The sequence below is a fragment of the Streptomyces sp. col6 genome, assembly GCF_008042035.1.
Classification (GTDB): Bacteria; Actinomycetota; Actinomycetes; order Streptomycetales; family Streptomycetaceae; genus Streptomyces.
This window is the reverse complement of the sequence record NZ_RDBL01000006.1, coordinates 1,716,161-1,738,948: the sequence shown is the minus strand read 5'-3', so window position 1 is coordinate 1,738,948 and position 22,788 is coordinate 1,716,161. Positions and strand designations below refer to the sequence as shown.

The window sequence follows — 22,788 nt, the reverse complement described above, 5'->3', positions numbered from 1 at the left end:
TGAACGGAGCCGTTCACTAATTCTCTTGTGGGGGACCTTCAGTGACAACCTCTCAGTTAGAAGCAGGGAGTGCCCCGGGCGCGGCACGCCGGCAAGGCCGCCCGGGGATCGCCCTGGCCGTCATCGCCGCTTGTCAGTTGATGGTTGTGCTCGACTCCACGATCGTCAACATCGCGCTCCCGCATATCCAGGAAGCCCTGAGTTTCTCGACCACGGATCTCTCGTGGGTCCTCAGCGCCTACACGCTCACCTTCGGCGGTCTGCTGCTGCTCGGCGGCCGGGCCGGGGACATCCTCGGCCGCCGCCGGGTGTTCATGGCCGGCATCCTCGTTTTCACCCTCGCCTCGCTCCTGGGCGGATTCGCCCAGGAGCCCTGGCAGTTGCTCACAGCCCGCGCGCTCCAGGGCATCGGCGGCGCCATCGCCTCACCGACCTCGCTCGCGTTGATCACCACGACGTTTCCCGAAGGCCCCGAGCGCAACCGTGCGTTCGGTGTCTTCGCCGCCGTCTCCGCCGGCGGTGGTGCGATCGGACTGCTGGCGGGCGGCATGCTCACCGAGTGGCTGGACTGGCGCTGGGTTTTCTTCGTCAACGTGCCGATCGGCGTGCTGATCGCGGTCCTGGCTCCGATGTACATCAACGAGTCCGACCGGCATTCGGGCCGTTTCGACATATCGGGTGCCCTGACCTCGACCCTCGGCATGGCCTCGCTGGTATACGGGTTCATCCGGGCCTCCGAGGAGGGCTGGCGGGACTCTCTCACCCTCGCCTCGTTCGGCGCCGCGGTGCTTCTGCTCGCCGCATTCGTGCTGGTGGAGATGAGGGCCAAGGAGCCGATCACTCCCCTGCGGATGTTCGCCGACCGCAACCGCTCGGGCACGTATGTGATCATGCTCAGCCTGGCTGCGGCCATGTTCGGCATGTTCTTCTTCATCGTGCTGTTCGTGCAGAACGTCCTGGCCTACAGCCCCATCGAATCCGGCCTGGCCTTCCTGCCCGTGACCGTCTCGATCATCATCGGAGCGGGGCTCTCGCAGCGGTTCCTCCCGGTCCTGGGGCCGAAGCCGTTCATGATCACGGGTTCCGCACTCGCCGGTGCGGGCCTGTTCTGGCTCACGTTCATCTCCCCGGACAGCTCCTACCTGGCCGGGGTTCTCGGCCCGATGCTCGTGTTCAGCTTCGGCATGGGGCTGAACTTCGTGACGCTCACCCTGACCGCGGTCTCCGGAGTCGCTCAGCACGAGGCGGGTGCGGCCTCCAGTCTGCTGAACGCGAGCCAGCAGGTGGGCGGCTCGCTGGGGCTGTCCATCCTGGTCACGGTCTTCGGCACCGCCAGTCGCAACGAGGCCGAGAAGCAGGTGCCAAAGTTCCTGGCAGAAGCGTCCCCGGAGCAGAAGGCGCAGTTCGCCAAGAGCCGTGAACTGCCCGGGAACTGGGGCCACGCAGTGCTCACCGAGGGCATATCCACCGCATTCCTCGCGGCGGTGGCCATGGCCGCTCTCGCCCTGCTGACCGCGCTGCTGGTCATCCGCGTGCGCAAGAGCGATCTGGACGCGCTGAGCGGCAAGGCGGCTGCCGGAGGACCGGCGGCCTAGCGTACGGCCGGCGCGCGGACGCGAAGCACGGCTGCGGGCCGCCCCCAAGGGGACGGCCCGCAGCATCACCGAACTCGTGTGCGGAGTTGATCAGTACGGGTCGTACGGGTCGTAGGCGTCGCCCGTCCCGCCGCCGCGCTCGTCTCCGTTGTCGCCCGAACTCAGCCCGCGGCAGTCGAGCGCGCGGAAGCCGGGGTCCCAGTCGCCGAGGATGTCCCGGGCCCGCTTCTCGCCCCAGCTCATCGCGTACCAGGGCTCGCCGGAATCCCGGAGCGCTCGCTGGATGTCCTGCAGCGCACAGGAACGCAAGGGTTCGGGCAGGGTGTCGAGGGCCGGTGCCGCGTCGGCCGACAGGCCCTTGAGGTACTCGATGTCGATGGAGTGATCGTTGCGGTAGCGCTGGACGTTCTGCTCGGCGATCAGGCCGTCGGGCGAGACGAGGCCGAAGGCCAGCACGCCGACGGCGGCGCTCGCGGCGACCGCGCGCGGCAGCAGCCGGGGACCGAACACTCCGGCCGCCATGATCAGCACGAGGACCACACCGAGCCAGAGCTCCACCGCGGCCACGGAGATCCGCAACCGAGTCAGGCCGTACGCGTCGACATAGAGGTCCATACGCCGGAGGGCCGAGGCGACCACGACGAGTGTGAGCAGGCACAGGGTGCCGAGCACGCCGCGGACGAGCGTGCGGTCCCGGGCACCTCCGCGCGGGGCCCAGCGGAGGGCGAGCGCGATGACGCCGAGTGTGAGCACGGTGGCCCAGAGCAACTGCCAGAAGCCCTGGCGGGCGTACTCGGAGTAGCTGAGATCCGTCTCGGCCATCACCTTGTCGTATCCGCCGAGCAACACCGTGAGCTGAATGGCGAGGAAGGCGGCGAAGAGGAGGTTCAGCACGATCAGCGGGAGGGCCCACTCCAACCGCCCGCGTGCCCTGCCAGGACGTACGGTCAGCTCGTCCCAGCGGACCGGTGCGGCAGCCGTGTAGGCAGCGGCGAGCGCGCCGATGAGGCCGAGGAGGCCCAGGAAGAACCGCCACGGGCTGTCTCCGACGGACACATCGGGGGTCAGGCTGCCCAGCAGGTCCGCGAAGGCGGCGTCCGCGCTCGCGAAGAGCGCACCGAACACGATGAGCAGGACGACGGCCACGGCGGCGGACCGGAACACGACGCCGAACCGGCCCCGGGAGCCGGACATCCGCTCGCGGACTCCCCGGAGACCCCAGCCCGGCGATTCGAACACGGAGGTGAACAGGCCCAGGGAACCGAGGAACACGCCGAGCCAGCTCCTGGTGCCGTGGAGCGCCAGCGAGCCGAGCGCCAGAGCGGACACCAGAGCGAGGAACGTGGGCCAGCCGGCGTCCCTGAGCGCCGGGACGGCCAGCAGCGCCAGTCCGCCGATCCCCCACACGGCGGTCCAGGGGTGGAGCCGGCGGCCGGCCGCCCGTGCGGCGATGTACGCCCCGGCCGAGGCGGGCAGCGCCACGATGAGCAGGTTCAGCCCGAGGCCGTCGCCGAGCAGAGTCATGCTGAGCAACGCCGTCACGAGGACGGCCCAGAGCGTGCCGGGGCGGACGGGACCCGGCTTCACGGCGCGGAGCCGCGGCGTTGCCGAGGGAGGCTGCTTGCCCCAGGGGTTGGGCTGCCTCGGCCCGCCCGGCTGCTGCGCCGCGTAGGCCGGGATCTTCGGCGGCTCGGGCGTGCCGCCCGTGGCCTGACCCAGGGGTGCACCTGCGGTCGCGGGCGCAGGCGCGGGTACGGCTTCAGGTGTCACGGCCGGCGCGGGTATGCGCCCGTCGGCCTGTGCGGCGCCGGTCAGAGTGGCCGGCCCGGTCGCCGGGTCACCCGGCGCGCCCGTCGCCCCCTGCGACGGGGTCTCCGGGGCCCCGGCCCCCGGCGCGGGCCGGCCCGGCTCCCCCGCGCCCTCCGGCAAACGATCCTCCGGAGTCTGCGGCCCCGAGGTGTCCGGCGTGGGCCGGGACGAGGCGCGCTCCTCAGGCGCAGGTTCGGGCCGGGATGAATCTGACGGTATTTCGGACACGGGACCCCTCCCCACCGGGGTCCGCTCACGCGTGCCCTGGGCAGCGCGCGGCCCCCCGGCGTCTCATTCGGTGCGCACCCGTCGTCATGATCACCGAGGGCGGCGTGGCCGAAAGAGTAACCCCGCGTGACGGCCGTCAGCCGCGAGAGGCCGCGCTGTGGCAGGACCGTGACAGTTGAGGCAGCGGCCCGGCTACCGCCTCACCGGGCCCGGCTGCTGCTTCACCCGTACCGCCTGCCGCTTCACCCGTACCGGCTAGCGCTTCGGCCCGTCCGGCAGTGCGTCCGCCCCGGACGTCCACTCCGGCAGGGCTTCCGTCTGGGCCGTCCAGTGCTCAGGGGGCCCGCCCGCCCTACCCGCCGCGACCACGCCGCCGACGATCGCGCAGGTGGTGTCCACGTCGCCGCCGGCCTGGGCGGTCACCCAGAAGGCCTGCTCGAAGTCGCCGAGGCTCCGCGCCGCCGACCACAGGGCGAACGGGACGGTGTCGTGCGCACTGGTCCGGCGCCCGTTGCCGAGGACCGCCGCGACGGTGCCCGCGTCCTCGTAGTCCAGCATGTCGCGGGCCCGGCGCAGTCCGGCACCGACGGCGCTGCGCGGAATGAGCGCGACGACCCCGTCCAGCAGGTCCGCGGGGGCGGGCGGCCCGGACGGTGCGGCGACGAGCGCCGCGGCAGCCGCGACTGCCATCGCGCCGACGACGGCCTCCCGGTGCTGGTGCGTGGTGTACGAGGAGATCTCGGCCTGGTGGGTGGCCTGCTCGGGGTCGTCCGCGTACCAGGCGCCCAGCGGCGCGATGCGCATCGACGAGCCGTTGCCCCAGCTGCCCTGTCCGTTGAACAGGGAGGAGGCGAGCTCACGCCAGTCGCCGCCCTCGCGGACCAGGCGGAGCATGCGGTTCACGGCGGGGCCGTATCCCCGGTCGAAGTCGTGACGGTGTGCGAACGAGTGGGCGAGGGCGTCCTGGTCGATCCGGCCGTGCTCGCGGAGCACGGCGACGACGGAACAGGCCATCTCCGTGTCGTCGGTCCACTGCCACGGTCCGGGCGGGAGGGCGCGGTCCTTGAGGAGCGGGTAGTTGGCGGGCACGAAGAACTGGGAGCCCAGGGCGTCTCCCAGGGACAGGCCCCGCAGGCTGGCAAGGGCGCGTTCGAGGCGCTGGTCGGAAGCGGATTCGGTCATCGCTACCACTCTATCCGGTGATGCCGTACGGCTCAGGAGTACGCCAGCGCTCGAAGGGACGGTCGAGCGTGTACCGCCCGTTCCTGCCGAGGAGCAGCGTCCGTGATTCCCCGTTCCCGGGGTTGGAAAGCGATTCGAATTCGGCCACGGACCAGTGGAACCAGCGCATGCAGAAGAGCCGCATGGTCAGACCGTGGGTCACCAGGAGAACGTTCGGCGGGTGGTCGGGGGCCTCGAAGCTCCGGTGCAGGCTCTCCAGGAAGGCGCCGACCCTGTCGTAGACGTCCGCTCCGGACTCGCCCTGGGCGAAGCGGTAGAAGAAGTGGCCGTAGGCGTCCCGGTAGGCCTTCTGCAGCCGCACGTCGTCGTGGTCCTGCCAGTTCCCCCAGTCCTGTTCGCGCAGCCTCGGCTCCTCGCGGACCCGCACCTGCCCGGCGTCCAGGCCGAGGGAGGCGAACGTCTCGTGGGTGCGCCGGTAGGGGGAGACGTACACGCTCACCCGCTCCTCGCCGAACAGTTCGCGCAGCCGCACCCCCGTCTCGCGGGCCTGCCGCTGCCCCGTGGGGGTGAGCTTCAATGCGTGGTCGGGCTCGCGCTCGTACACGGTGTCGTCGGCGTTGCCCTCGGACTCGCCGTGCCGGACAAGAACGATGCGTTGCGGTCGTGCCATACAACGACCCTAGATCGAGTCGCCGACGTTCGAGCGCCTGTCCGGAATTCGCCCGTGTATGTCGCCGGTCCGCCCGGCTCCCGGAATGTCACACCGTCCAGGACGGCTCGAGCTGCACGACGTCGCCCTCCAGCGCGGCCACGTCCTCCTCGGTCCCGGCGCGCTGCGAGAGCCGGTCGACGCTCCCCGGCCGGTACTTTCCGCGTTCCGCGCTGGACTGCCACATCGACAGGACCAGGAACTCGTGGCCGGGGGCCTCGCCGAAGATCCCCCGCAGCATCCCGGGCGATCCCGCCATCGCGGGGTTCCACACCCGCTGCTGCATCAGCGCGAAGTGTTCGACGCGGCCCTCGTGGACCCGGCTGTGGGCCACCCTGAGCACGTCCGCGTCCGTGAAGCGGGGTTCGAATCCGGTCTTCACGTCGAAGCGGTACTCGAACAGCTTGACCTGGATGTCCTGACAGGTGCCGGCCTGCGCCGCGGCCAGGGCATCGTGGCCCCGCGCCATGAAGGAGTCGTAGAAGACCCGGTTCTCCCAGAAGGCGAAGACGTGCGCCACCTCCGGCCGGCCGCGGCTCCAGCCGCCGCCCTGTCCCCTGAACCCCGGCTCACCCAGCAGCCCCGCCCATTTCCGCTGCCCCCGTTCGAAACCCCGACGGTCCGACACACTGCAGCGAATCCACTTGACCAGCACGGCGCCATCGTACGGCCGCCGGGCGTGGCGTGGGTCACGCTCCCACGGAGTCCGCGGGAACCGGCCGTCTCCCGCCCGATCCTGGCCCGTTTCAGCCGCTCGTCCCCAAGCCGGTTGGTTCGGCGGGAAGTTGCCGACATGATCGGGGGGACGGAACCGGGGCGCCGTCCCCACGCGCAGGAGGGAAGTCCGATGAGCACCCCCAACAAGGATTTCGAAAAGGTCGAGGTGCGGATCAAGTGGGATCCAAGCGACCAGGGCGAGGCGCCCAACGACCTCGACATCATCGCGGCGACCTACCCGGCGGACGAGCCGTACGGCAGTCCGGCGTACCTCGTGCACTTCGACAGCCGGGCGCCCGACGGCACGATCACGCTCAACCGTGACAGCAGGACCGGTCAGGGGCTCGGCTACGACGAGGTGATGACGCTGGAACTGGACCGGCTGTCCGACGCCTACGCCCGGGTCGTCGTCGGCGTCGCCATCCAGCAGCGCGACGGCCGCAAGACGTTCGGCGCCATAGAGCACACCGGTGTCCAGATCCGCGAGGGCTATACGACGCTGGCCGAGGACGACTTCTCCTCGGTGGGCGCCGCCACAGCGGCCGTCGTGGCCGAATTCGTACGGGACGAATCCGGCGGCTGGCACTTCCACGGCACCGTCCGGGGCTTCGACGGCGAACCCGACGAGTTCGCCGCCGCGATGGGTGGCCGCGCGTTCGGCGCGTAGGAGCCGCGTACGAGCGAGTGCGGGCAGGCCCTCCGGAGAGGATCTGCCCGCACTCACACGCGTCTGTCAGCTGCAGCCGCTGGTGGAACCGCAGCCCTCGCAGATGTAGCAGGAGCCCGCGCGCTGCATCTTCGTGCCGCAGGAGAAGCAGAGCGGCGCGTCCGCGCTGATGCCGAGCTGCATCTCGACGAGCTCCGCCGAGGTGTGCGCGGTCCTCGGCTCGGACTTCTCGGTCTCCTGGACCGGGGCGACCGCCTTCAGCGGCTCCGTCCGCACCGGGGCGGTCTGGGCCAGGGTCTCGGCCTCCAGCTGCTCCTCCTCGAACGTCGGCTCGTAGGAGCCGGTGTCGAGGTGGCGCTGACGCTCCTCGGCGGAGTGGATGCCGAGGGCGGAGCGGGTCTCGAAGGGCAGGAAGTCGAGCGCCAGGCGGCGGAAGATGTAGTCGACGATCGACTGCGCCATCCGCACGTCCGGGTCGTCCGTCATGCCGGCCGGCTCGAAGCGCATGTTGGTGAACTTCGAGACGTAGGTCTCCAGCGGAACGCCGTACTGCAGGCCGACCGAGACGGCGATGGAGAAGGCGTCCATCATGCCCGCGAGGGTCGAGCCCTGCTTGGACATCTTCAGGAAGACCTCGCCCAGGCCGTCGTCCGGGTAGGAGTTGGCGGTCATGTAGCCCTCGGCGCCGCCCACCGTGAACGAGGTGGTGATGCCGGGACGGCCCTTGGGCAGACGCTTGCGGACCGGGCGGTACTCGACGACCTTCTCGACCGCGGTACGGATGGTGTCCTCGGCCTTGGCCGTGACGGCCTCCTTCTCCTTCTCCTTGGTCTTGGCGGAGAGGGGCTGGCCGACCTTGCAGTTGTCGCGGTAGATCGCGAGCGCCTTGACGCCCATCTTCCACGCCTCGAAGTAGACCTCTTCGACGTCCTCGACGGTGGCCGTCTCCGGCAGGTTCACCGTCTTGGAGAGCGCGCCGGAGATCCACGGCTGGATGGCCGCCATCATGCGCACGTGACCCATCGCGGAGATGGAACGCTCGCCCATCGCGCAGTCGAAGACCTCGTAGTGCTCGGTCTTCAGGCCGGGGGCGTCGATCACATTGCCGTTCTCGGCGATGTGGGCGACGATCGCCTCGATCTGCTCCTCCTGGTAGCCCAGGCGGCGCAGGGCCTGCGGGACGGTGCCGTTGACGATCTGCATCGAGCCGCCGCCGACCAGCTTCTTGAACTTGACCAGGGCGAGGTCGGGCTCGAGGCCGGTGGTGTCGCAGGACATGGCGAGACCGATGGTGCCGGTGGGCGCGATGACCGAGGCCTGCGCGTTACGGAAACCGTTCTTCGCGCCGAGCCGGATCACGTCCTGCCAGGCCTCCGTCGCGGCGGCCCAGATCGGGTTGTCCAGGTCGTCGGCGTGGACGGCCACGGCGTTGGCGTCGGCGTGCTGCTTCATGACGCGCTGGTGCGGCTCGGCGTTGCGGGCGTAGCCGTCGTACGGGCCGACGACGGCGGCCAGCTCGGCGGAGCGCTTGTACGAGGTGCCGGTCATCAGCGAGGTGATGGCGCCGGCGAGCGCGCGGCCGCCGTCGCTGTCGTACGCGTGGCCGGTCGCCATCAGCAGGGCGCCGAGGTTGGCGTAGCCGATGCCGAGCTGGCGGAAGGCGCGGGTGTTCTCGCCGATCTTCTCGGTCGGGAAGTCGGCGAAGCAGATGGAGATGTCCATCGCGGTGATGACCAGCTCGACGACCTTGGCGAAGCGCTCGGACTCGAAGGACTGGTTGCCCTTGCCGTCGTCCTTGAGGAACTTCATCAGGTTCAGCGAGGCGAGGTTGCACGAGGTGTTGTCCAGGTGCATGTACTCGCTGCACGGGTTCGAGCCGTTGATCCGGCCGGACTCGGGGCAGGTGTGCCAGTGGTTGATCGTGTCGTCGTACTGGATGCCCGGGTCGGCACAGGCCCAGGCGGCCTCGGCCATCTTGCGGAAGAGGGACTTGGCCTCGACCTCTTCGATGACGTCACCGGTCATCCGGGCGCGCAGCCCGAACTTGCCGCCCGACTCGACGGCCTTCATGAACTCGTCGTTCACGCGGACCGAGTTGTTGGCGTTCTGGTACTGGACGGACGTGATGTCGTCGCCGCCCAGGTCCATGTCGAAGCCCGCGTCGCGCAGGGCGCGGATCTTCTCCTCCTCCTTCACCTTGGTCTCGATGAAGTTCTCGATGTCGGGGTGGTCGACGTCGAGGATGACCATCTTGGCCGCACGGCGGGTGGCGCCACCGGACTTGATCGTTCCGGCGGAGGCGTCGGCGCCCCGCATGAAGGAGACGGGACCGGAGGCGTTGCCGCCGGAGGAGAGGAGTTCCTTGGAGGAACGGATACGGGAGAGGTTCAGGCCGGCCCCGGAGCCGCCCTTGAAGATCATGCCCTCTTCCTTGTACCAGTCGAGGATCGACTCCATGGAGTCGTCGACGGCCAGGATGAAGCAGGCGGAGACCTGCTGCGGCTGGGGCGTACCGACGTTGAACCACACCGGGGAGTTGAAGCTGAAGATCTGGTGCAGGAGGGCGTACGCCAGCTCGTGCTCGAAGATCTCCGCGTCGGCGGGGGAAGAGAAGTACTGGTAGTCCTCGCCGGCCTTCCGGTACGTCTTGACGATCCGGTCGATCAGCTGCTTGAGACCGGTCTCGCGCTGCGGGGTGCCCACGGCGCCCCGGAAGTACTTGCTGGTGACGATGTTGACCGCGTTCACCGACCAGAAGTCGGGGAACTCGACGCCACGCTGCTCGAAGTTGATCGAGCCGTCGCGCCAGTTGGTCATGACGACGTCACGGCGCTCCCAGGTCACCTCGTCGTACGGATGCACGCCGGGGGTGGTGTGGATGCGCTCGATACGCAGGCCCTGCTTGGACGCAGTCGACTTGGTCCCCTTGGTGCGGGAACCTCGTGCCGGGCCGCTCGCCGTCTCTGTCATGCCGCCTCCCATATGTGGGCAAAAACGCCCTGAAGTGCCGAGAACTTCCCCGGGCACAGTGTGTGTCTGATGCTTCGGCCGCCGTATTCCTCATACGTCGCCCGGAGCAAGGTCCAGGTGCCGGCCCTCGCCCGATCCCCCGATCGGGCCGCCGGCGGCTGCCGCTCAGTCGGCGGCGACGGCGGGAGCGGGGACCTCCAGGGTCTCGCCGCTCCCGCTTCCTTCCACGGGGGGCCGCCGCTCACGGAGTTCCGTGATGGCGGCCTCGAAGTCTTCGAGGCTGTCGAACGCCCGGTACACGGACGCGAACCGCAGGTAGGCGACGAGGTCGAGTTCCTGCAGGGGGCCGAGGATGGCCAGGCCCACGTCGTGCGTGGTCAGCTCGGCGCTGCCGGTGGCGCGCACCGCCTCCTCGACCCGCTGGCCGAGCTTGGCGAGGGCGTCCTCGGTGACGGGCCGCCCCTGGCATGCCTTGCGCACACCGGAGATGACCTTGGTGCGGCTGAAGGGCTCGGTCACTCCGCTGCGCTTGACCACCATGAGCGAACAGGTCTCCACCGTGGTGAAACGGCGGGAGCAGTCGGGGCACTGGCGGCGGCGGCGGATCGAGGTCCCGTCGTCGGTGGTGCGACTGTCGACGACCCGGCTGTCGGGGTGCCTGCAGAAGGGGCAGTGCATGGCTCCCAACCCTCCTTCACAGCACGACTGAATAGCCTCTTCAGGCCCCGTAGGGGGCCCTCGAAGCGGTCTCAAGCATAGGCGATGACCGCACCCCCGACGGACGGGGGACCACTACATTCGGGGCGGTCGGAACTATCCAACCACTAGATCTAGGGTCCGGGCGCACATTCGGCCCTGTCGCGTGTCGCGCCGGAAGGCAGCGTACGACCGACCAAGAGGGTACGGGAAGCGCCCGGACGGCGGACGACCGGGCGGCCACCCCGCCCGCGCTCGGCGAGGCGTTCGGCGATAGCGTCGGGGAGCCGCCGCCGCGCGCTTCCGAAGGGCGCCCGGCCTCGCGGCATCGCGCACTGTACGCAGCCTCATACACCTCGCAGCGAAGCCCGGCAGTCTTTTATTCGTTTTTCACTCGAACGTGTGTTTGGCGCAACCTTTCGAAAGCTACTACCGTTGTCCAGCCAGGGAGACCATTCGAGAGGGGCCGCCGACGTGACCACCACCGCAGACAGTGCCATCATCACTGCCCAGGACCGCTCCCAGAGCCGACTCGAGCCGGTGCATGCCATGAATGACTCAGTCACGAACACGGAGGGACCGGAGCCCGGACGCCCAGCGCGCTCGCTCCCCGGACGACCTCCCGGAATCCGGGCGGACAGCTCGGGGCTCACGGACCGCCAGCGGCGGGTGATCGAGGTCATCCGGGACTCCGTGCAGCGGCGCGGCTATCCGCCGTCGATGCGGGAGATCGGTCAGGCGGTGGGCCTCTCCAGCACCTCGTCCGTCGCCCATCAGCTGATGGCCCTGGAGCGCAAGGGCTTCCTGCGCCGCGACCCGCACCGCCCCCGGGCGTACGAGGTACGCGGCTCCGACCAGCCGAGCACGCAGCCGACGGACACCACGGGCAAGCCCGCCGCCTCGTACGTGCCGCTGGTGGGCCGGATCGCCGCCGGTGGCCCGATCCTCGCCGAGGAGTCCGTCGAGGACGTCTTCCCGCTCCCCCGCCAGCTGGTCGGTGACGGCGAGCTCTTCGTGCTGAAGGTCGTCGGTGACTCGATGATCGAGGCGGCGATCTGTGACGGCGACTGGGTCACCGTGCGACGCCAGCCCGTCGCGGAGAACGGCGACATCGTGGCCGCCATGCTGGACGGTGAGGCCACGGTCAAGCGCTTCAAACGCGAGGACGGCCACGTCTGGCTGCTCCCGCACAACGCCGCGTACCAGCCGATCCCCGGCGACGAGGCGACGATCCTCGGCAAGGTCGTCGCGGTGCTGCGCCGCGTCTGAGCCCCGCACTCTCTGGCAATCAGGGGCCCCGGGTCCGGCTTCGTGCCGTCCCCGGGGCCCCTGTGCGTGTCCGTACGCCCCTGAGCGGTTCGTGTACGTCCCGGAGGGCTACCGTCCGTCGGCCTTGGCCGCCGCGTCGATCGCGGCGAGCGAGCGCCGGGCCTGGTTGCGGTCGGTGGTGTACCAGAAGTCGGGGAGCGAGGCCCTCAGATAGCTGCCGTACCGCGCGTTGGCCAGGCGCGGGTCGAGCACCGCGACGACGCCCTTGTCCCCCGTCGCCCGTACGAGACGGCCGGCGCCCTGGGCCATCAGCAGCGCGGCATGCGTGGCCGCCACCGCCATGAAGCCGTTGCCCCCGGCCTCCTCGACCGCCTTCTGGCGGGCGCTCATCAGCGGGTCGTCGGGGCGGGGGAACGGGATGCGGTCCATGACCACGAGCTGACAGCTCGGACCGGGAACGTCGACGCCCTGCCAGAGCGACAGCGTGCCGAACAGGCAGGTCTCCGGGTCGGCGGCGAAGTTCTTGATCAGCTCGCCCAGGGTCTCCTCGCCCTGGAGCAGGATCGGCTTCTCCAGCCGGCCGCGCAGCTCCTCGGCCGCCGCCTTGGCCGCCCGCATCGAGGAGAACAGCCCCAGCGTGCGCCCGCCCGCCGCCTCCACCAGCTCGGACAGCTCGTCCAGCATGTCCGTACGGGAGCCCTCCCGGCCGGGGGTCGCCAGATGCCGGGCGACGTACAGGATGCCCTGCTTCGGGTAGTCGAACGGCGAGCCGACGTCCAGGCCCTTCCACTGCGGGACGTCCTCCCCGGCGGTGCCCTCCGGGGCGAGCCCCAGGGAGGCGCCCACGCCGTTGAAGTCGCCGCCGAGCTTGAGCGTGGCCGAGGTCAGGACGACGGAGCGCTCGGAGAACAGCTTCTCGCGCAGCAGTCCGGACACGGAGAGCGGCGCGACCCGGACCGAGGCGCCGAACCGGTCGTGGCGCTCGTACCAGACGACGTCGTACTCGGACCCCTGCGTGATGCGTTCGGCGACGGCGTGGATGGACTCGACCGAGGCCAGCGCCTGCTTACGGACGGCGTCCTCGTCCTGGACGGACTTGTCCCGCGTGGCGCCGATGGCACTGATCACCGTGCGCGCGGCGTCCCGCAGGGCCATCAGCGCGTACCCCAGGTCCTCCGGCACCTCCTCCAGGCGGCCGGGGAGCGCCAGCTCCATCACCCGCTCGAAGCCCTCGGACGCGGTCTGCAGCGCGTCCGCCGCCTTCTCGTTGACCAGCTTCGCGGCGCGGCGCACCGCGCGGTTCACCTGGCCCGGGGTGAGCTCGCCGGTGGCCACACCGGTGACCCGGGAGACCAGCTCATGGGCCTCGTCGACGATCAGCACCTCGTGCTGCGGGAGCACCGGGGCGCCCTCGATGGCGTCGATCGCCAGGAGCGCGTGGTTGGTGACCACCACATCGGCGAGCTTCGCCCGCTCCCGGGCCTGCTCGGCGAAGCACTCCGCCCCGTACGCGCACTTGCTCGCGCCCAGGCACTCCCGCGAGGAGACGGAGATCTGCGCCCAGGCCCGGTCCGAGACGCCGGGCGTGAGGTCGTCCCGGTCGCCCGTCTCGGTCTCGTCGGCCCAGTCGCGCATGCGCAGGAGGTCCTGGCCGAGCTTGCTGGACGGAGCCGCCGCCTCGAACTGGTCGAACAGTCCCTCCTCCTCGTCCTGCGGCACGCCCTCGTGGAGCCGGTGCAGGCAGAGGTAGTTCGACCGGCCCTTGAGCATCGCGAACTGGGGGCGGCGGCGCAGCAGCGGATGCAGCGCGTCCACCGTGCGCGGCAGGTCGCGCTCGACGAGCTGGCGCTGGAGGGCCAGCGTCGCCGTGGCCACGACGACGCGCTCGCCGTGGGCCAGGGCCGGCACCAGGTAGCCGAGCGACTTGCCCGTCCCGGTGCCGGCCTGGACGAGCAGGTGGGATTGGTCGTCCACGGCCTCGGCGACGGCGGTGGCCATGGCGGCCTGGCCGGGCCTCTCCGTACCGCCGACGGCGGTCACGGCGGCGTGCAGGAGCTCGGGGAGGGATGGCTTCGTCATAGCCCGGCCAGCCTACGGGGCGCCGCTGACATCGGCGGTCACTCCCGGCCTCACGCGGAGAGGTGCAGCGGGTTGGCCACGGTGCCGTGGACCGCCGCATGCGGGCGTACGGGCCGGTCGCGGTAGCCGTCCAGGTGCAGCCGATTGCGGTTGAGACAGAGGCGCTCGATGCGCGGGGTCAGCATGTCGAACATCTCGAACCGCTCCTTCAGCTCGGGGAACCGGGCGTGGTGGCGCAGGATCTCGGCCCGGACGAGTGACCAGAATTCGCCCTCGGGGACGCCCAGCTGTTCCTCGCAGAGCGGGGAGAGGAAGCGGAAGACCCCGGTGAAGAGGCCGGAGTGGATGAACTGGGTGAGGAAGGCCGGCTCCTCGGTCAGCAGGACGCGGCGCACGTCGTCCGGCATCGTGTCGTGCTCGGGGAGCGGCTGCGCGCTGACGTTGACGTCGTCGACGAAGTCCTTGATCGCCAGACGGACCGGGACGTCCTGCTCGTCGAAGACCACGATCGCGTTCTCGCCGTGCGGGGAGAAGACGGTGCCGTAGCGGTAGAGGAAGTGCAGCAGCGGCGGCAGCAGGGCGGCGAAGAGCCGGGACAGCCAGACGGTGGGCGCCAGCCCGGAGCGGGCGACCAGTTCGGCGGTGAACGCGCGTCCCCGCGGGTCGGTGTGCAGCAGGGACGCGAGGGTACGGGCGCGCTCCCCCGGTGCCAGGCGCGGAGGCAGGGGCTCGCGCCAGATCGCGCCCAGGATCTCCTTGAACTGGTACGGCGCCTCGGGGAGGTGGTCGTACAGCGGGTGCTCGACAGTGACCGAGGCGACCTCGCCGAGCAGGATCACGCCACAGGTGTCGCGCAGGAACGGATCGCTGTCGCACAGCCCCTGCACCCAGCCGGTGACGGCGGGCGCGGCGATGGTGCGTTCGGTCGGCAGTCCGCGCCAGACCAGGGTGTTGAGAATCGACAGCGGGAGCTTGACCGTGTGCCGCTCGGGCCGCGCGATGTTGGCGAAGGTACGGATGGACTGCTGCGGCAGCCGTACGTCCGGGTCGGCGGGCAGGGGCACGATGTCACCGGCGGCGATGGCGGGCGCGAACAGCGGCACGATCCACTCGTCCCACTGCCAGGGGTGGACGGGCAGGAAGTAGTAGCCGTCCGGGTCGAGCCCGCGGCCGCGCAGCGTGTCGGCGAACGACGCGCGGACGCCGGCGTCGAGCTCCTGTGCGTAGAGCCGGCCGGGGTCGGCCAGGGCGGGCACGCCCCGGTACTCGGCGATCCGGTGGGAGACGGCGAGCCACGGCAGCCGGACCGGCTCGCGGGCCTCGGGGGCGTAGCGCGAGGCGTCGGTGGCGGAGAAGCCCAGGCGGCCCTTGTTGGCGACGATCCAGGGATGGCCGGTCTGGTGGCCCTCCAGCTCCGCATAGCCGAGGTCCGCCAGCTCCTCGGCGGTGAGGGCGGTGTGGTCGAGGCGGGCGTCCGCGGTGAGCGTCGTGGTCAGCTCGCGGACGAGGTGGCCGAGGGTGGCGCCGTCGAGATCGAGGAGGCGGCGGGCCCGGGTGAGGAAGCGCAGCGGATCGCGGAAGGGGGCACTGCCACCGGCGGGATCCGACCCCTCCGCCCGGATCGATGCGGGGTCCACCCGCCAGCTCCCGTAGACGCCGCGCCGGGCGGTGAAGCTCAGATTGCCGCCGTCATCCAGAGGAAGGGTGTACGTGCCGCCGCCGGCGGTTCGCGGAGCCGGCTCGATGACTTCCTCGTAGGCGAATTCACCGAGCATCTTCGCGAGCATCCGGGAGGCGGCCCGGTCCCAGGCAGCCCGGTTCAGTTCGGGGGTGCTGAGCAGTGCGGGCGGCTCCGTTGCGTCGTGGTGGTGCGCAGGGTATGTCGGCACGGGGACTCCTCGGGAGGGAACCGATGGGGTTCGAGCGGTGCGGATGGATGAGGGAAGCGTTCATGGGCGGGTGCGGTGGGCTCGGTCGCGGATCATCAGCGCGGCCCGCTTCTCAGGGAGTTCGATCTCGGCGGAGAAGCGGAAGCCGGCGCTCAGGAACGCGGAGACGGACGGGATGTTGCTGATGTCGGGCTCGGCCACGACCCGGGTGCAGAGGGGGACGTGGTCGAGCACAAGGTCGGTCACGGCTCGCAGGAGCGTCGTGCCGGTGCCACGGCCCCGGTGTTGTCCCTCGCCGATCAGGAGGTGGACGCCCATGTCGTGCGGACGGGCCGGGTAGTGGCGGGCGAGCGGGTCGAGGTCGGCGCGGTAGAGCTCCCAGTAGCTCATGGGGGTGCCCGACAGCACCCCGATCCACGGGGTGCTGTGGCTGTCGGCCGCGAGCTGGGGCGCGAGGTGCGCGGCCGTGACGTCGGCGTCGCCGGCCAGCTCCCAGAAGGCGGCGACGGCGGGGTCGTTCATCCAGCGGCTGATCGTCGCCAGATCGCGCTCCGGCTCGACCGGAACGAGCTGGAACACACCGGCCGTTGTGGCGACGGGGGCCCAGTCCGCCCTGCGGCCGGGACCGGCGTGCGCGTCGGGGAGGGACACGGGTGGCGCTCCTCTCTCGGCTCTCGACGACCGGCGGACTGGGGCGACTTGCTGCCGGACGGGGCCCCCGCTGCTCAGCCGTGCAGGGGGTTGGTGATGGTCACGTAGACGGACTGGGTGTCCACCGGGCCGACGAGTTCGTCGAGTCCGTGCAGGCGGGTCAGCATGTTGGCCTTGCAGCGCAGACGTGGGTTCTCCAGCAGGTGGGCGGGGAAGGGCGAACCCAGTTCGCTCGCCGACTTCAGGAAGCGCCGGAAGGCGTCGATGAGCATCTGTTCGTCGGCGAGCCGCTGGGCGCCGAACGCCCCGATCAGTCCGAATACGTTGTTGATGCCGAGGTAGTAGGCGAAGCGCTCGTCGGTGACGGCGTCGGTGACGAAGGTGTCGCTGACCTTTCCGATGCCGGGGAGCCTGTGGTCGAGCGCCGCGCGGTGGGATTCGCGGAAGTAGTAGCCCTGATTGTCACGGTAACGGCCGCCGGTGGGCCAGCCGTCGGCGTCGAGCAGGACCAGGGTGTTCTGCTGGTGGGCTTCGAGCGCGACACCCGCGTGGGCGTCCAGCCAGAGCACCGGGTGGACGACGCGTTCGAGGTAGCGCAGGAACCACTCGGCGGCGACCGCCGTCGTGGTCCGGCCGGTGGCGGCGGCGAGGCGCTGGACGATGTCGGCGAGGCGGGAGTGCAGGCCCGGCCGGCCCGGCCAGGGGCGCGGGGCGGTGAGTCCGGCGATGCAGACCGCGTCGTCGTACCGCTCGAAGGGGTTGTGCCGCAGCATGACGTCGAGGCCGTGCACGGGGGCGCCGTCCGGGGTGTCGACGGCGAGCCAGGCGGGGTCGCGCACGATGTCGAAGCCGGGGTGCGCCGCGTGCCACTGGCGGGCGAGCCCGGTGCGGAGCAGCCGGTGGACCTCCACGCCCCGGTGGAGCTCCTTGCGGAGGTTCTCCCGGCGGGAGTTGGTGATGCGGACGCCGAGGGAGAGCTTCAGCATCAGGTCGCTGCCCGGCCGGTGCACGGTGCGCACCGAGGAGGTGGGGTGCCAGGGGGCGCCGTACGGGCCGAGGTCGTGCAGGAGGCCGGAGCCGAGGAGGGCGGCGACTTCGGGCCTGCTCCGCAACTCGCGGGCCTGCCAGGGGTGGAGGGGGATGAGCGCGGTGTGTGCGGGGAAGGGCAGGCCCGGAGCATGCCGGGCGACGAGGTCGGCGGCGGGGACGGGGCGGCCCTGGTCGGTCCACGCGGAGTCGGTCGCCAGGACGGAGCGGTCGGCCGCCATCCAGTGGAGGGGGAAGGAGCCGTGCAACTCGGGTGAGTAGAGCCGTGATTCGGCGTCGGTGAGCCCTTCCCTGCTCTTGGGCGAGGGATGCAGCGGGTGCCCCAGCAGAAGGGACTGCTCCGCCGTCAGGAAGAGGTCCGCCTCGTCGGGGGCGTGCGGCCGGCGGCGCCGCTCCTCGATGAACGCGGCGGTGCGCCGTACGGAGTCGGCGACCCGGCCCGCCATGTCGGTGCCGTCGTGGAGGCCGGACTCGCGGCCGAGCAGGGCGGCCACGGTGACGGCGTCGGCGGCGGGCGCGGCGGCGGGCGCCTGTTCCACGGCGGGCGGCCCGAAGCGGTGCCAGCCCGTGTCCGACCAGTGGAGGACGGGGACGAGCAGAGCGGTACCGCTCGCCGGGAGCGGGATGCGCAGGGTCTCCCCCGCCGGCCGGGGCAGGTCGCTCTCGCGGACCCAGCAGCGCAGCAGGTTCTCGACGCCCGCCGCGTCGGCCGCGCGGAGCGGGTCGGGGTGGTCGAGCGGGTCGGCGCCATGGGCCGGAGTGTCCGCGTCCGGGGCCACCGGGGCAGGGGAAGCGGGCCCCGATGCGCGCCACCGTTCGTGCGGCGTCTCCTTCTGGCGCGGCACGGTCGTCGTTTCGACGGCGAGTTGCCCGGGGGCGGCGGCCTCGGGGAGGTGGCTGGGGGGAGGGCCGTCGGCCTCGGGCGCGGGGGTGGGGTTCACGGCGGTCTTCCTGTATGGGTGTCCGGGGTCAGCGGATCGATCCGGTCGGCAGGCGGCGGTGCGGTGAACGTTCCGCGGCTGCCAGGGCATCGGCGAGGCGGTCGACGACCGCCGTTGCCTGTTCGTCGGTGAGTGTGAGGGGAGGGAGCAGGCGTACGACGGTGGAGTGGCGGCCGCCGAGTTCGACGATGAGCCCGCGGCGCAGGCACTCCTGCTGGACGGCGGCGGCGAGGACCGGGTCGGGCGGCGGCTCCGTGCCGGTGCCCGGAGGGCGGGCTTCGGGGTCGACGACCTCGACGCCGATCATCAGCCCCCTCCCCCGGACGTCGCCGATGCACGGGTGGTCGGCGGCGAGCGATCTCAGGGCGGCGAGCATGCGGTCGCCGAGGACCCCGGCGCGTTCGGCGAGGCCGTTCTCCCGGACGTACGCGAGGGTAGCCGTTCCGGCGGCCATGGCGAGCTGGTTACCGCGGAACGTGCCGGCGTGGGCGCCGGGCTGCCAGGTGTCGAGCTCGGAGCGGTAGACGATCACGGCGAGCGGGAGCGAACCGCCGATGGCCTTGGACATCACCATCACGTCGGGCACGACGCCGCTGTGCTCGACGGCCCAGAAGGCGCCGGTGCGGCCGACGCCGGTCTGCACCTCGTCGGCGATCAGCGGGATGGAACGGTCCTCGGTGATCTCCCGCATCCGGCGCATCCAGCCGTCCGGCGCGGGGTTGACGCCGCCCTCGCCCTGGACCGGTTCGAGGATCATTCCGGCGGGTGCGGGTGTGCCGCTCTTGGGGTCGTCCAGCAGGTTCTCGGTCCAGCGGGCGGCGGTCCGCGCACCGGCCTCGCCGCCGATGCCGAAGGGGCAGCGGTAGTTCTGCGGGAAGGGCAGCCTCGTCACCCGTACGTCCTCGGCGCCGCCGGAAGCGGCGAGGGCGCCCGCCGTCATCCCGTGATAGGCACCGGTGAAGGCCAGCAGGCCGCTGCGGCCGGTGGCGGCGCGGACGAGTTTGAACGCCGCCTCGACCGCGTCCGTGCCGGCGGGTCCGCAGAACTGGATGCGGGCGTTGTCGGCGAACTGCCTCGGCAGCGTGGCGAACAGCTCCGTGGTGAAGGCGTCCTTGACCGGTGTGGCCAGGTCCAGCACGTGCAGCGGGGCGCCCGAATCGATGACCTTCTTGATCGCCTCCAGCACGACCGGGTGGTTGTGGCCGAGCGCCAGCGTCCCCGCCCCGGAAAGGCAGTCGAGGTAGCGCCGCCCGTCCGCGCCCTCGATGGTCAGACCCCGGGCCCGCACCGGCACGATCGGCAGCGACCTGGCGTAGGTGCGGGCGGCCGATTCACGCAGGGACTGGCGGCGCAGGATGCCCTCGTGGGGGGCGAGGGGTGGCGCCGGAGCTGGTTCGGTCACGGCCACGGCTCTTGATCCTCCCGCTGTAACAGTTGCGTTGCACGTCAGTACGATTCCGTAAGGACGGTCTGCGAGGGTGAACGCTGTCTCCGTGCCCCCGCACGTACCAACGACGGAGGGGGCAAAGGATCACGGGTAAATCCGAAGATCCTTGCGGAGCGCAACCCTGCCGCACACCGTCGACGACGGCACCGGCATAGTGGGGGACCGCGCCGGGCTCGGGCACACCCGAAGCCCGCGTCGCTCCCTGCCCGTTCGGGGCACCACGCGGCGCGCCGCGCGCAAGTGCAGTACAGAAGCTTTGAGTTACGAAGTCCCAGGGGGATCAGCAGATGCGTCTCGTTCGACCAGGAATATCCGCACGCCGAGGGGGAAGTGCGCGCCGCGCCTCCTCCCCCGTGCTCGCCACCGCCGCGTTCGCCGCCGTCCTCGCGCTCACGGCAACCGCCTGCGGGCCGACCGAGGACGACGCGAGCACCGAGCCGAGCAGCAGCAGCTCGGCCAGTGCCTCGTCGGACGACAAGATCGCCGTCCCGGACGATCTGAAGGACCGGCTCAAGGAGCACGGGATCGACGTCGACAAGTGGAAGAACGGCGAGTGGAAGAACTGGGACAAGGACAAGTGGCTGCGTGAGGCCAAGGACTACATCAACCCGATCATCGCGGGCCTCTGGGACCCCGACCGCATGCGGGACGCCGACAAGGCACCCGAGAAGCCGGTCGAGAACGACATCTCGGGCGACGAGGGTGTGACGGACCCGACGCCCGCGCCGGTCCGGGCCGTGGGCGTGAAGACGCAGTACCACGACAACGCCGCGGAGTCGGGCAAGCTGTTCTTCGACGGCCCCGAGGGCTCGATGGTCTGCTCGGCAACCGTGGTGAAGGACCCGGCCCACCCGGGCAAGTCCAACATGGTGTGGACCGCCGGCCACTGTGTGCACGCGGGCAAGAAGGGCGGCTGGTACCGCAACATCGCCTTCGTCCCCTCGTACAACAACAGCGGGATGTCGACGGCCGAGCTGCGCAACAAGCCGCCGAAGGAGAAGGTCGCCCCCTACGGCATCTGGTGGGGCACCTGGGCGCAGACCTCGCAGCAGTGGATCGACCAGGGCGCGTCGGTCGGCGGCCTGGGCGCCCCGTACGACTTCGCCGTGCTGCACGTCACGCCCGAGGAGGGCGCCGGCGGCAAGTCCCTGGAGGAGACGGTCGGTTCGGCTCTGCCGGTCGAGTTCAACGCCCCGGCCGTGCCCAAGATCTCCGGTATGACGGCCACCGGCTTCCCGGCGGCGGCCCCGTACGACGGCCAGAAGATGTTCCAGTGCCAGGACAAGCCGGGCCGTCTCTCGCTCGCCCAGGGCGACCCGACGATGTACCGCATCGGCTGCTCGATGACCGGCGGTTCCTCCGGCGGCGGCTGGGTCGCCACCGGCCAGGACGGCAAGCCCGCGCTGGTCTCGAACACCTCCATCGGCCCGGTGACGGCGGGCTGGCTCGCCGGACCGCGGCTCGGCAAGGAGGCCAAGGGCGTCTACGACGCGGTCAGCAAGAAGTACGCGGACAAGTAACGGCAGGACCCGCGCCCGTTCGGGCGCGGATGTGCGGAGGCCAGGGGCCTTCGGAGCGGCGCGGTCCGCTCCGGGGGCCCCTGGCGCACAGACATCGAATGTGCAGATTTCAGGGGGAATTCTTTTCATGCGATCCATACGTCCGCTGTTCGCCGCGACCGGTCTGGTCGCCGCGCTCGCGCTGACGGCCACGGCCTGCGGCCCCACCGAGGACGAGGGCGCCGCCAAGCCGTCCGCCTCGGCGTCCGCTTCCGAGGGAACCGGCAAGAACGGCGGCATCCCCGCCGACCTCGCCGACACGCTCAAGAAGCACGGGGTCGACCCCGACAAGTGGAAGAACGGCGAGTGGAAGAACTGGGACAAGGACAAGTGGCTGCGTGAGGCCAAGGACTTCGTCAACCCGGTCATCGAGGGGCTGTGGAAGCCCGACCGGATGAAGTCGGCGAAGGACCCGGCCAAGACCATGTCCGCAGGAGACCTCTCCGGCGACCAGGGCGTCTCGGACCCGGAGCCCAAGCCGGTCACCGCCGAGCGCGAGAAGACTCCGTACCACAACTACGCGGCCCCGGTCGGGAAGGTCTTCTTCGACTCCCCCAAGGGCCACATGGTCTGCTCGGGCACGGTCGTGAAGGACCCGAAGAACCCCGGCAAGTCCAACCTGGTGTGGACCGCCGGACACTGCGTCCACGCCGGAGCCGCCGGCGGCTGGTACCGCAACATCGTCTTCGTGCCCGCGTACAACGACAAGGGCAAGAGCGCCGCGCAGCTGGGGAACGCGCAGCAGCAGGAGATCACCCCGTACGGCGCCTACTGGGCGGACTGGGCCAGCACCTCCGGCGAGTGGATCAAGGACGGCGGCCCGACCGGTGGCGAGGGCGCCCCGTACGACTACGCGGTCCTGCACGTGAAGCCTGAGCAGGGCACCAAGTCCCTTGAGGAGACCGTCGGCAACGCCCTGACGGTGAACTTCGATGCTCCCGAGATCGCGCAGATCAGCGCGATGGGCGCATGGGGCTACCCGGCGGCCCCGCCGTACGACGGTCTGATCATGCACAAGTGCATCGACCGCCCCGGCCGGCTCTCGATCAGCCCCGCCACGCCCACGATGTACCGCATCGGCTGCTCGATGACCGGCGGTTCGTCCGGCGGCGGCTGGTTCAGCGAGGGCAGTGACGGCAAGCTGGCACTGGTCTCCAACACGTCGATCGGCCCGGTCACGTCGGGCTGGCTCGCCGGACCGCACCTCGGCGAGGGCGCGGAGCAGATCTTCACCATGATGAGCGAGAAGTACGGCGCCCAGTAACGGCGCCGTCGGCACGACGGCCGGAGGCCCGTTCCCTGGTGGGGGAACGGGCCTCCGGTTGTTTCCGTG

General features: G+C 70.8%; 16 protein-coding genes. 5 read left to right on the top strand and 11 right to left on the bottom strand.

Annotated elements, in window-relative coordinates:
- The first annotated feature begins 41 nt into the window (after positions 1–41).
- A complete protein-coding gene (locus EAO73_RS11740; RefSeq protein WP_147971305.1) occupies positions 42–1,595 on the top strand; it encodes an MFS transporter in 1,554 nt (517 codons plus the stop codon).
- A gap of 90 nt (positions 1,596–1,685) precedes the next feature.
- Here the strand turns inward: EAO73_RS11740 and EAO73_RS11735 are convergent, their stop codons facing one another.
- The 4 genes from EAO73_RS11735 to EAO73_RS11720 form a co-directional block, all read right to left on the bottom strand.
- Positions 1,686–3,524, bottom strand: a complete 1,839-nt coding sequence (locus EAO73_RS11735; RefSeq protein WP_412074576.1) for a DUF4153 domain-containing protein — start codon at positions 3,522–3,524, stop codon at positions 1,686–1,688.
- A 363-nt stretch (positions 3,525–3,887) separates the two neighbouring features.
- On the bottom strand, positions 3,888–4,814 hold the full coding sequence (locus EAO73_RS11730) for an ADP-ribosylglycohydrolase family protein (RefSeq protein ID WP_147971304.1): 927 nt from the start codon (positions 4,812–4,814) through the stop codon (positions 3,888–3,890).
- Positions 4,815–4,824: 10 nt separating this feature from the next.
- Positions 4,825–5,484 (bottom strand): histidine phosphatase family protein, encoded by a 660-nt coding sequence (locus tag EAO73_RS11725; RefSeq protein ID WP_147971303.1) that lies wholly within the window; start codon positions 5,482–5,484, stop codon positions 4,825–4,827.
- Positions 5,485–5,572: 88 nt separating this feature from the next.
- Positions 5,573–6,178: a YdbC family protein gene (locus tag EAO73_RS11720; protein WP_147971302.1), complete on the bottom strand. Its 606-nt coding sequence runs from the start codon at positions 6,176–6,178 to the stop codon at positions 5,573–5,575.
- 192 nt (positions 6,179–6,370) lie between these two features.
- Here EAO73_RS11720 and EAO73_RS11715 point away from each other — a divergent pair, with 192 nt between their 5' ends.
- Positions 6,371–6,907 (top strand): TerD family protein, encoded by a 537-nt coding sequence (locus tag EAO73_RS11715; RefSeq protein WP_147971301.1) that lies wholly within the window; start codon positions 6,371–6,373, stop codon positions 6,905–6,907.
- 66 nt (positions 6,908–6,973) lie between these two features.
- Here the strand turns inward: EAO73_RS11715 and EAO73_RS11710 are convergent, their stop codons facing one another.
- Both EAO73_RS11710 and nrdR read right to left on the bottom strand, forming a co-directional pair.
- Positions 6,974–9,877 carry a vitamin B12-dependent ribonucleotide reductase gene (locus EAO73_RS11710; RefSeq protein WP_147971300.1) on the bottom strand — a complete coding sequence of 968 codons (2,904 nt, stop codon included), beginning with the start codon at positions 9,875–9,877 and terminating at the stop codon, positions 6,974–6,976.
- A gap of 165 nt (positions 9,878–10,042) precedes the next feature.
- On the bottom strand, positions 10,043–10,555 hold the full coding sequence (gene nrdR / locus EAO73_RS11705; RefSeq protein WP_147971299.1) for a transcriptional regulator NrdR: 513 nt from the start codon (positions 10,553–10,555) through the stop codon (positions 10,043–10,045).
- Positions 10,556–11,047: 492 nt separating this feature from the next.
- On the opposite strand from nrdR, the gene lexA reads away from it, so the two are divergent.
- Positions 11,048–11,842 carry a transcriptional repressor LexA gene (gene lexA / locus EAO73_RS11700; RefSeq protein ID WP_026171816.1) on the top strand — a complete coding sequence of 265 codons (795 nt, stop codon included), beginning with the start codon at positions 11,048–11,050 and terminating at the stop codon, positions 11,840–11,842.
- 108 nt (positions 11,843–11,950) lie between these two features.
- Here the strand turns inward: lexA and EAO73_RS11695 are convergent, their stop codons facing one another.
- From EAO73_RS11695 to EAO73_RS11675, 5 genes are read right to left on the bottom strand one after another with little or no spacing between them, the layout of a single operon-like run.
- Positions 11,951–13,921, bottom strand: a complete 1,971-nt coding sequence (locus EAO73_RS11695; RefSeq protein ID WP_147971298.1) for an ATP-dependent DNA helicase — start codon at positions 13,919–13,921, stop codon at positions 11,951–11,953.
- 50 nt (positions 13,922–13,971) lie between these two features.
- Positions 13,972–15,810 carry an IucA/IucC family protein gene (locus EAO73_RS11690; protein ID WP_147971297.1) on the bottom strand — a complete coding sequence of 613 codons (1,839 nt, stop codon included), beginning with the start codon at positions 15,808–15,810 and terminating at the stop codon, positions 13,972–13,974.
- A gap of 60 nt (positions 15,811–15,870) precedes the next feature.
- On the bottom strand, positions 15,871–16,641 hold the full coding sequence (locus EAO73_RS11685; protein ID WP_224756253.1) for a GNAT family N-acetyltransferase: 771 nt from the start codon (positions 16,639–16,641) through the stop codon (positions 15,871–15,873).
- A complete protein-coding gene (locus EAO73_RS11680) occupies positions 16,536–18,449 on the bottom strand; it encodes an IucA/IucC family protein (protein WP_147971295.1) in 1,914 nt (637 codons plus the stop codon). Before EAO73_RS11680 ends, EAO73_RS11685 begins: the two co-directional genes overlap by 106 nt.
- A 28-nt stretch (positions 18,450–18,477) precedes the next feature.
- Positions 18,478–19,857, bottom strand: a complete 1,380-nt coding sequence (locus tag EAO73_RS11675; RefSeq protein WP_147971294.1) for a diaminobutyrate--2-oxoglutarate transaminase family protein — start codon at positions 19,855–19,857, stop codon at positions 18,478–18,480.
- A gap of 326 nt (positions 19,858–20,183) precedes the next feature.
- Between EAO73_RS11675 and EAO73_RS11670 the strand changes: the two genes are divergently transcribed.
- Complete coding sequence (locus tag EAO73_RS11670; RefSeq protein ID WP_224756237.1) at positions 20,184–21,416, top strand: trypsin-like serine peptidase; 1,233 nt, start codon at positions 20,184–20,186, stop codon at positions 21,414–21,416.
- A gap of 127 nt (positions 21,417–21,543) precedes the next feature.
- Positions 21,544–22,719, top strand: coding sequence for a trypsin-like serine peptidase (locus EAO73_RS11665; protein WP_147971292.1), 1,176 nt, complete (start codon positions 21,544–21,546; stop codon positions 22,717–22,719).
- Positions 22,720–22,788: the final 69 nt, after the last annotated feature.

What these genes read in the sequence shown, in the direction of transcription:
- EAO73_RS11715 (WP_147971301.1), top strand. Translation starts at nt 6,371, where the DNA reads ATGAGCACCCCCAACAAGGATTTCGAAAAGGTCGAGGTGCGGATCAAG.
- EAO73_RS11730 (WP_147971304.1), bottom strand. Translation starts at nt 4,814, where the DNA reads ATGACCGAATCCGCTTCCGACCAGCGCCTCGAACGCGCCCTTGCCAGC.
- nrdR (WP_147971299.1), bottom strand. Translation starts at nt 10,555, where the DNA reads ATGCACTGCCCCTTCTGCAGGCACCCCGACAGCCGGGTCGTCGACAGT.
- EAO73_RS11710 (WP_147971300.1), bottom strand. Translation starts at nt 9,877, where the DNA reads ATGACAGAGACGGCGAGCGGCCCGGCACGAGGTTCCCGCACCAAGGGG.
- EAO73_RS11665 (WP_147971292.1), top strand. Translation starts at nt 21,544, where the DNA reads ATGCGATCCATACGTCCGCTGTTCGCCGCGACCGGTCTGGTCGCCGCG.
- EAO73_RS11670 (WP_224756237.1), top strand. Translation starts at nt 20,184, where the DNA reads ATGCGTCTCGTTCGACCAGGAATATCCGCACGCCGAGGGGGAAGTGCG.
- EAO73_RS11725 (WP_147971303.1), bottom strand. Translation starts at nt 5,484, where the DNA reads ATGGCACGACCGCAACGCATCGTTCTTGTCCGGCACGGCGAGTCCGAG.
- EAO73_RS11695 (WP_147971298.1), bottom strand. Translation starts at nt 13,921, where the DNA reads ATGACGAAGCCATCCCTCCCCGAGCTCCTGCACGCCGCCGTGACCGCC.